We start from the raw sequence: 8,892 nt of genomic DNA, 5'->3' as shown, positions 1-8,892 counted from the left end.
ACTTTATTATTTAATTTATAATTTGAATATAATATTGAAAATATTTAATTTTTATTTTAAATATATTAAAAAAAGTTTAGGTGAATATATGGAATTTAACATTGATTATATTGCACATACTAATAGGATTGCTGATGAAAATCCATATATTAAAGTTTTGATTTCATTTTTCTTTTTACTATCAGCTTTAATTGTAAGTAATAATTATTATTCAATTGCTGTAATTATTATTTCATCAATATTAATATTAGCTGTTGCTCGTGTTTCACTTAAAGATTACTTGAAGTTTTTAGCAATACCATTTAGTTTTACTTTCCTTACTTGTCTATTCTTATTATTCTTCTTCCCTCAAGGAGCATATATTTGGGATAGTGGTTATTGGGGTATTGGTATTACAACATATTCTTATTACATATCTGTACTTACATTCTTTAGGGTTTTTGCTTGTTTTTCTTCTTTAGGATTTTTAGCATTAACAACACCTATTTCTGATGTAATGCATGTATTAAGATCTGTTCATGTTCCTAAAATTTTCTGTGAAATTTCAGTATTAATGTATAATGCTATATTTATATTTATTGAAAGAACAGAAACTATGAGGAATGCTCAAAAATCTCGTTTAGGTTATTTAACAACATCTATGACTGCATTTAAATCATTTGGAACAATGTTTTCAAATTTATTTATTATATCATTAGAAAAAAGTGATACTTTACAAAGATCTCTTGATTCAAGATGTTATACTGGTGAATTACCAGTTTATAAACCTGACAGAACTAAAAGTTCTTATCCAAAATTAGTAAATTAATAATTTTTAATTTATTTTTATTAAAGTAATCTTTAAGTATTACTAATATATAAATAAAATTGTATATAGTATTACTATCTAATTTTTTTGTTTAATCAATAAATTAGGTTTCTCATAAAATGTGAGTAATACTTAGTATTTAAATAAAATTTAAAAATGTAATACTTTTTTGTATTTTTTCATTTGTGGTATTTAAGCTCAAAATCTTTTTTGAGTTTTTTTTTATTGATGTTAGTAATACTAGTTTATAAGTATTTTTTAAAAAGGTATTACTTTATATTAATAAAATTTTTTATAAATTTGTTATATTTATATGAGGAGGAATTATATGAATTTTGAAGAATTTATGGATTTTCTTGCAGGATTAAAAATGACTGTTATTGCAGGTGTATTCTTATTAATTGCAATAATTTTAATGATACTTCATATTAATGTTCCAATATGGTTAGATCCATCTTGGGTTGTAATATTTATTAGTGGTATTCCATTAGTATATCTTGCATTAATTAGATTAATTAGAGAAAAATGGATTTCTTCAGCACTTCTTATTACAATTGCTATGGCTTCATCTTTACTTATTGGTCAAATATTTGCTGCAGGTGAAGTTGCATGGATTATGGCTTTAGGTGCATTATTAGAAGATTGGACTGTTGAAAGGGCTAAAAAAGGACTTAAAAATTTAATTGATTTAACTCCACAAAAAGCAAGAATTGTTTCTAGTGATAATACTGAAAAAGTTGTTTTAGTTGATGAGGTTAAATTAGGTGATAGATTAAGAATACTTCCAGGTGAACATATACCTGTAGATGGTGAAATTTTAGAAGGTACCTCTTCTATAAATCAATCAATTATAACTGGTGAATCTTTACCTGTAGATAAAGAAATTGGGGATGAAGTATATTGTGGTACTTTAAATCTTTATGGTGCTATAGATATTAAAGCAACTAGTCTTAGTGAAAATTCTTCACTTCAAAAATTAATTAATCTTGTAAAAGAAGCAGATAATAAACAGGCACCTACACAAAGAATTGCAGATAAATGGGCTACATGGTTAGTCCCTGTTGCATTATTTATTGCTATTGCTGCATGGTTAATTACTGGAAATATTGAAAGAGGAGTAACTGTTCTTGTTGTATTTTGTCCATGTGCATTAATTTTAGCTACTCCTACTGCTATTATGGCAGCAATTGGACAAGCTACAAAACATGGTGTTTTAATTAAATCTGGTGAAGCACTTGAAACATTAGGTGGACTTAATACTATTGCATTTGATAAAACTGGAACTTTAACTTATGGTAATCTTGTAGTTTCTGATATAATTTCATTAGATGATAGTTTAACTAGTGAAGATATTCTTTTAATGACAGGTTCTGCTGAAAAAAGGAGTGAACATCCACTTGCTAAAGCTATTGTTGAGAATATTGAAATTAAATCTATTGATATAGAAAATCCTAAAGATTTTAAAATGTATCCTGGAAAAGGAGTTTCTTGTATTAATTCTTATGGTAATGTTTATTGTGGAAATATTAAATTTATTAAAGAAATGGATATATTAATTGATGATAATACATTGAATAAATTAGATATTTTACAAAAACAAGGTAAAGCATCTGTAATAATTGCTTTAAATAATAAAGTAGTTGGAATTATTGGTCTTTCTGATTTAATACGTGAAGATTCACATGATATGATAGATGCATTACATAAATTAAATACTGAAACTATTTTATTAACTGGTGATAATAAAAATACAGCAGAATATTTTGCTTCAAAAGTAAATATAGGAAATATTAAATCAGATTTATTACCTGAAGATAAATTAAATTATATTGAAAGTATTAAAAAGTCTGGTAAAAAAGTTTGTATGATTGGTGATGGTGTAAATGATGCACCAGCATTAAAAACTGCAGATGTAAGTATTGCAATGGGTTCAATAGGTAGTGATCTTGCTATTGATTCTGCAGATATTGCACTTTTAGGTGATGATATACAAAAAATACCATATCTTAAACGTTTATCAAATTCTACATTATTTACTATTAAATTTAATATAACACTTTCAATGTGTATTAATGCAGTTGCAATTGTAATGTCTGTTTTAGGTTGGTTAAATCCTGTAACTGGTGCAATTGTTCATAATGCAGGAAGTTGTCTTGTAGTATTAAATGCAGCATTATTATATGATAGACATTTTGATGATGAAATTATTAAAGAAGATTCTAATAATGAGAATATTAGTAAAATGAAAAATATCTCTTTAAATGATGATGAAAAAATAGTTGGGGATAATTTAGAACATACACATATGCATGTACATAAATATGGTGAGTCTACACATTCTCATGATGGTGTTAAAATTTTTAATGAAGTTAAAACTTCAAATGGAGTAAAACATTCACATAAACACAGTCATCATACTGAATTTTATCATAATTGTGATTTATATCATAATTCAAATTAATTAATTTTTTATTTTTTAAATTAATTTGGTATTTTATGTGTTGATTTTAATTTATTTTTTATTTTTTTTTAATTTACTAATTAAAAGTTTAATTTTAATTTATTTTTTTATTATTTTGATTAATATTGTGAAATTAATTGATTTAATTATTTCATATCTTTTTAATAATTTTAATTAATTTAATTAATTTTTTTAATTAACAATTGAAGTTTTATTAAAATATACTTTAGTTTATATTAAACTTGTCTTAATATTTATAAATAATAAAGTATAATATTATATTAATTATAGTGGAGGAATTAATATTTTAGAAGTTAAAAATCTTAGTTATAAATATCCTGATGGGACCCTTGCTTTAAATAATATTAATTTTAGTGTTAAAAAAGGAGAAATGGTTTCTCTTTTAGGTAAAAATGGTGCAGGTAAATCCACTTTATTTTTACATTTTAATGGTATTTATGAGCCTACTAAGGGGGAAATTTTAGTTGATGGGGAGCCTATTGATTATTCTAAAAAAGGATTAATGAAAGTAAGACAAAAAGTAGGTATTGTTTTCCAAAATCCTGATGATCAATTATTCGCTCCAACTGTTGAAGAAGATGTTGCTTTTGGGCCATTAAATTTAGGTTATTCTCAAGAAGAAACACAAGAAATTGTAACAAAATGTCTTAAAAAAGTTGGAATGTCTGGATTTGAAAGAAAAGCACCACATCATTTAAGTGGAGGTCAAAAAAAGAGAGTAGCTATTGCAGGTATACTTGCAATGAATCCTGATTTAATGGTACTTGATGAACCTACTTCTGGTCTTGATCCTAAAGGTGCATCTAAAATCCTTCAATTATTATATGATTTAAATAATGAAGGTATGACTATTATAATTTCAACACATGATGTAGATTTGGTTCCTGTATACTCTAATAAAGTGTTTATTATTAGTAATGGTGTAATTCTTAAATCTGGAACTCCTAAAGAAGTATTTGAGGATGTTGATTTAATTAGAAAAGCTAATTTAAGACTTCCTAGAATGGCTCATTTAGCTGAAATATTAGAAAAAGAAGATTCTATAAACTTTAATAGTGATTATCCATTAACTATTTCAGAAGCAAGAGAAAGGTTTCTTGAATTTTTATTAAATGAAAAAAAATAATATTTTTTATTTTTTTATTTTTATTTATATTTTAGAAATTATTTTAAGGGGGATTAATATTTTAAGTTTTTAAAGATTATTTGTTTTATTTTTAATTATTTTGGTAGTTTTTTTTAAGTTTTTAAAAATTATTTGTTTATTTTTATGTATTGTGGTATTTTTTTAAGTTTTTAAAGATTATTTATTTTATTAAAAATTTGATGGTTTTTTAAGTTTTATATATTTTATTTATTAAGTAATTAAATAGTTTTTCAAATTTTAAAAATCAATTATTTTTTAGAAAATATTTATTTAAATTTATAATTTATTTTTATTTTATTAATTTTTATTTTATATTTGAATTGTTATATATTAAATGTGATAATTATGAGTTGTTGGAAATATTGGCCAAAATTAGAAGAAACTGCAGAAAAACTTGAATCTTATGGTGTAGATTCATTAGAGGATATTAATTCATTAAATAATGTTAAACTTGATGAAATTAAAGTACTTCTTGATGATATTGAAGTTATTGCTCATGATGAGGAAATAGATTTTAATTCAGCAAAACATATTCTTGATAATGAAAGAATGGCAAAAGCTTTAAAACTTATTAGGAAATTTTATTTATATATTGGTGCAAGACTTGAAACACAAAATGCAGAAGAAATTATTAATTCAGATGATCCATATGCCGTTCTTGATAAATTCCATTTTTATGAAAGATATGAAGGATTACTTCAAAATGAATCAAGACTTGCTAAATTTGATAAAGATAAAACTTTTGTCTTTATTGGTAGTGGACCATTACCACTTACATTAATATTATTTAGATTAAAATTTGGATGTAATTGTGTCGGTATTGAGATTCAAGAAGATGTAGCAGAATTATCTCGTAAAGTAATTGATAAACTTGGTTTATCTGATGGTATTAAAATTATTGTTGGAGATGAAAATGCTCTTGCAGATATAGATTTTGATATTGTTATGGTTGCTGCATTTGCTGAACCTAAAGAAAGAGTATTTTCAAATGTTTGGGAGATAGTTGATACTAAAACTCCAGTTCTTGTAAGAACTTATAGTGGTATGAGAGCTATTCTTTATGCACCTTTAACAGATAAACAATTAAGAGGATTCCATAAAGAAATTATGCTTTTACCTCCAGGAAAAACTAATAATACAAGTGTATTACTTAGGAAAATAGAATAAATATTTAATTTTATAAATACATATATTTAAATTAAATATTTATTATTTTGATATTTTATGTTAAGTTCTAATTTTAAATTAATCTATAAGACTAAATATGATGATAAAGTATATGTTAATTCAGATTTTCTTGTTGTAGATTTTCCATATGAGAAAAATGGGGTATCTATATCCTATTTAAATGGAGGATATATGGAAAATCTTAAATCTGTTTTTAATATGCATTTATCTACTGAAACAATAAATAAAATTGATATGAAAACAATTGATGAATTTCTTAAAGATTCAGTAAATAAAATTGGTCTTGATAGTGGAAAAACTTCTGGATTACTTACTCATGCAGATATTGAAAATACTGCTATTGTAACAAAATCCTATAAAAAATTATCTGTTACTGCAATTACTACTGCAGGTACTAAAGTAAATGCAGTAAGAGCAGGAGATCCTGGATCTTATTATGAAGAAAATCAGGAATATTATTCATTAAAGAATAAAAAATCTGAAAAAATTGGAACTATAAATAATATTATTCTTATTAATGCAAAATTAAATGAAAATTCTTTATTAAATGCTATTGTTACTGCTACAGAAGCAAAAGCAGCAGCTTTACAAGAAGTTTCAATACCCTCACAATATTCTAATGGTATTGCAACTGGGACAGGTACTGATGGAATTATAATAATATCTGATAAAAAATCAGATAATATAATTGAAAATACAGGTAAACATTCTAAATTAGGTGAATTAATTGCTAATGCAGTTAAAGAGTCTATTAAAGAAGCAAATCTTAAACAAGTATGGATTAGTCCAAGTTCCCAATCAACAGTGTTAAATATATTATATAGATTTAAATTAGATATTAATGATTTTTATAAAGATTTTACAATTGTTGAGAAAGAAAATTTTATTTTAAATTTAGTTAAAGATAATCATAATCCAAAAATGGTTGCTATAACTTCATTAATTGTACATCTTATTGATGAAGCAAATTATGGATTGTTAAATAAAAAAACAGCATATAATATGTCAATTTTAATTATTAATAAATTATTTACAGATAATGATTCAAATGAAGTTAAAGAATTACTTAAATATTGGATTAATTATTATTTAAAATAGTAATGGTCTATATTTTATGAGTGTTTTTAGTTTATATCTTTGGTTTTAAATTATGGTTTGTGTGTTTTTAGTATGTATATTAAATGAAATTATTATTATTATTTTTAAATTTTCTATAATTTTATATAAAAAGAATAATAAATATTACTTATTATATTAATTAATTAGAGGTTAATTATGAAAAAAATTGGAATATGTGATACTACATTTGCAAGATTTGATATGGGTGGAGCAGCAGAAGATGAACTTAAAAAATATGTTAGTGATACAAAGATTATTAGAGTAACTGTTCCAGGTATTAAAGATCTTCCTGTTGCTAGTAAAAAACTTATTGAAGAAGAAAACTGTGATATTGTAATGGCTTTAGGTATGCCAGGACCTCAGAAAAAAGATAAAATGTGTTCTCATGAAGCATCTACTGGATTAATTAGAGCACAATTAATGACTAATACTCATATTATTGAAGTATTTGTTCATGAAGATGAAGTTGAAACTGATAAAGAACTTAAAATTTTAGCAGATAATAGAGCAAGACAACATGCTCAAAATGTTTATAAAATGTTATTTAATTCAAAACAAATGAGAAGAGAAGCAGGTCAAGGTATACGTGAAGGATTTGAAAATGCAGGTCCAGTATAATTTATTTTTCTTTAATTAGTTTGTTTAAGTGTAATTTATATTATTTTTTAGTATATTTTATGTGGAGTAATTTTGTTTAAGTGTAATATTTTATATGAAATATTGTTATTTAGTGGTTTATTGTGAAAAATATATTGTAGGGATATATTATTTTACTCATTAAATTTAGTTTAATAGATTAAAAAATATTTAGGGATGAATATGTTAGATACAAAAGGAGTATATTTAGTAGTTCCTGCATATAATGAAGAAAAACATGTTGATAAGGTTTTACGAGATATTGCTAGTTTAGGATATCATATTATTTTAGTAAATGATGGATCAAAAGATAATACATTAAATATAGCACGTAATGTTCAAAAAGATTATCCTAATCAAATATATATTGTATCACATGTTATTAATCGTGGATTAGGTGCTGCTCTTAAAACTGGAATGACTGATGCATTAAAACATAATGCAGAATATATAATTACATTTGATGCAGATGGTCAACATGCATTTGAAGATATTCCAAAGGTTATAAAACCATTACAAGATAAAAAAGTTGATGCTGTTATTGGTTCTCGTATATTTGAGGATATGCCTACTACAAAACGTTTTGCAAATAATGTAATGAATATTCTTACACATATTTTCTATGGAATTAAAGTTAAAGATTCACAATCTGGTCTTAGAGCATTTTCATCAAAGGCTGTTAAACAGATAGATGTTGTTTCAGCAGGTTATGGTGTATCTTCTGAATTTATTAAAGAAATTAAAAATAATAAAATACCATTTGATGAAGTTCCTATTACTACAATTTATACAGAAGAAACACAACATAAAGGAACGAATGCTATTGTTGGAATAAAAATCATGTTTAAAATGATTGGTGATTTATTTAGATAATTATATTTTTTGGAAATTTTATCTTATTATTTAATTAAATTGGATTTTTACTTATAGATTTAGAAATCTATCTTATTATTTAATTAAATTATTAATGAGTTTAAGATTATTTTCTTAATTTATTTATTTTATAGTTTAGTAAGAGTATAAAATGGTTGTTTTCTTTTAATTGTTTAAATAGGTGTTTATTATGGAAATATTATTATATCAAGATTTGGTCTTTATTATTGCAGTTATTGCTATTATATTATTAGCTTTTAGATATAAAAATAAAAAAGTTACTTTGTCTACATTTGTAGTTAGTATTATTATTCTACTTATTATTGTAGCAATAGGTTTGTATCCTGATGCAACAACAGATATTGCAAAAATTATTGGTTTTAAAAGAGGTCTGGACTTAATATTTGTTATTGCCATTGCATTTTTAGGATATCTTTTAATTAAAATTAATCTTAAATTAGATAGTTTAAATCATGAGATTGATAAAGTTGTTAGAAAAATAGCAATTGATAATGAAGAACATCAATCTGATGACGATGATGAATAATTTTTTATTTATTCTATTTTAATTTAATTTTTATTTTTATATTTTAATATTTATTTTAATTTTTTTAGTTATTTTTTATCTTTTTTAGTTAT

General features: G+C 23.7%; 8 protein-coding genes. All 8 read left to right on the top strand.

Annotated features, from left to right (window positions below; genetic code table 11):
• Window positions 1-88 precede the first annotated feature (88 nt).
• The 8 genes from cbiQ (at window position 89) to BGI41_RS05020 (ending at window position 8,800) form a co-directional block, all read left to right on the top strand.
• Window positions 89-808, top strand: a complete 720-nt coding sequence (gene cbiQ, locus BGI41_RS05055; RefSeq protein ID WP_088539160.1) for a cobalt ECF transporter T component CbiQ — start codon at window positions 89-91, stop codon at window positions 806-808.
• A gap of 328 nt (window positions 809-1,136) precedes the next feature.
• Window positions 1,137-3,269: a cation-translocating P-type ATPase gene (locus BGI41_RS05050; RefSeq protein ID WP_088539158.1), complete on the top strand. Its 2,133-nt coding sequence runs from the start codon at window positions 1,137-1,139 to the stop codon at window positions 3,267-3,269.
• A gap of 304 nt (window positions 3,270-3,573) precedes the next feature.
• Entirely contained in the window at window positions 3,574-4,416 is an 843-nt protein-coding gene (locus BGI41_RS05045) for an ATP-binding cassette domain-containing protein (RefSeq protein WP_198945422.1), read from the top strand.
• A gap of 366 nt (window positions 4,417-4,782) precedes the next feature.
• Entirely contained in the window at window positions 4,783-5,604 is an 822-nt protein-coding gene (locus tag BGI41_RS05040; RefSeq protein WP_088539153.1) for a nicotianamine synthase family protein, read from the top strand.
• Between the two features lie 57 nt (window positions 5,605-5,661).
• The gene (locus BGI41_RS05035) at window positions 5,662-6,723 is read left to right on the top strand and encodes an adenosylcobinamide amidohydrolase (protein ID WP_088539150.1); all 1,062 of its coding nucleotides are present in this window, start codon (window positions 5,662-5,664) and stop codon (window positions 6,721-6,723) included.
• Window positions 6,724-6,900: 177 nt separating this feature from the next.
• Window positions 6,901-7,362, top strand: a complete 462-nt coding sequence (ribC, locus tag BGI41_RS05030) for a riboflavin synthase (RefSeq protein ID WP_088539148.1) — start codon at window positions 6,901-6,903, stop codon at window positions 7,360-7,362.
• 195 nt (window positions 7,363-7,557) lie between these two features.
• Window positions 7,558-8,253, top strand: coding sequence for a glycosyltransferase family 2 protein (locus BGI41_RS05025; protein ID WP_088539146.1), 696 nt, complete (start codon window positions 7,558-7,560; stop codon window positions 8,251-8,253).
• Window positions 8,254-8,443: 190 nt separating this feature from the next.
• Entirely contained in the window at window positions 8,444-8,800 is a 357-nt protein-coding gene (locus tag BGI41_RS05020; RefSeq protein ID WP_088539144.1) for a DUF2304 family protein, read from the top strand.
• Window positions 8,801-8,892: the final 92 nt, after the last annotated feature.

This window comes from Methanobrevibacter sp. 87.7 (assembly GCF_002208625.1).
In the GTDB taxonomy this organism is placed as follows: domain Archaea; phylum Methanobacteriota; class Methanobacteria; order Methanobacteriales; family Methanobacteriaceae; genus Methanarmilla.
The sequence above is the reverse complement of the archived record's forward strand: the minus strand, read 5'-3'. Positions and strand labels throughout refer to the sequence as shown.

What these genes read in the sequence shown, in the direction of transcription:
- cbiQ (WP_088539160.1), top strand. Translation starts at nt 89, where the DNA reads ATGGAATTTAACATTGATTATATTGCACATACTAATAGGATTGCTGAT.
- ribC (WP_088539148.1), top strand. Translation starts at nt 6,901, where the DNA reads ATGAAAAAAATTGGAATATGTGATACTACATTTGCAAGATTTGATATG.
- BGI41_RS05035 (WP_088539150.1), top strand. Translation starts at nt 5,662, where the DNA reads ATGTTAAGTTCTAATTTTAAATTAATCTATAAGACTAAATATGATGAT.
- BGI41_RS05050 (WP_088539158.1), top strand. Translation starts at nt 1,137, where the DNA reads ATGAATTTTGAAGAATTTATGGATTTTCTTGCAGGATTAAAAATGACT.
- BGI41_RS05020 (WP_088539144.1), top strand. Translation starts at nt 8,444, where the DNA reads ATGGAAATATTATTATATCAAGATTTGGTCTTTATTATTGCAGTTATT.
- BGI41_RS05040 (WP_088539153.1), top strand. Translation starts at nt 4,783, where the DNA reads ATGAGTTGTTGGAAATATTGGCCAAAATTAGAAGAAACTGCAGAAAAA.
- BGI41_RS05025 (WP_088539146.1), top strand. Translation starts at nt 7,558, where the DNA reads ATGAATATGTTAGATACAAAAGGAGTATATTTAGTAGTTCCTGCATAT.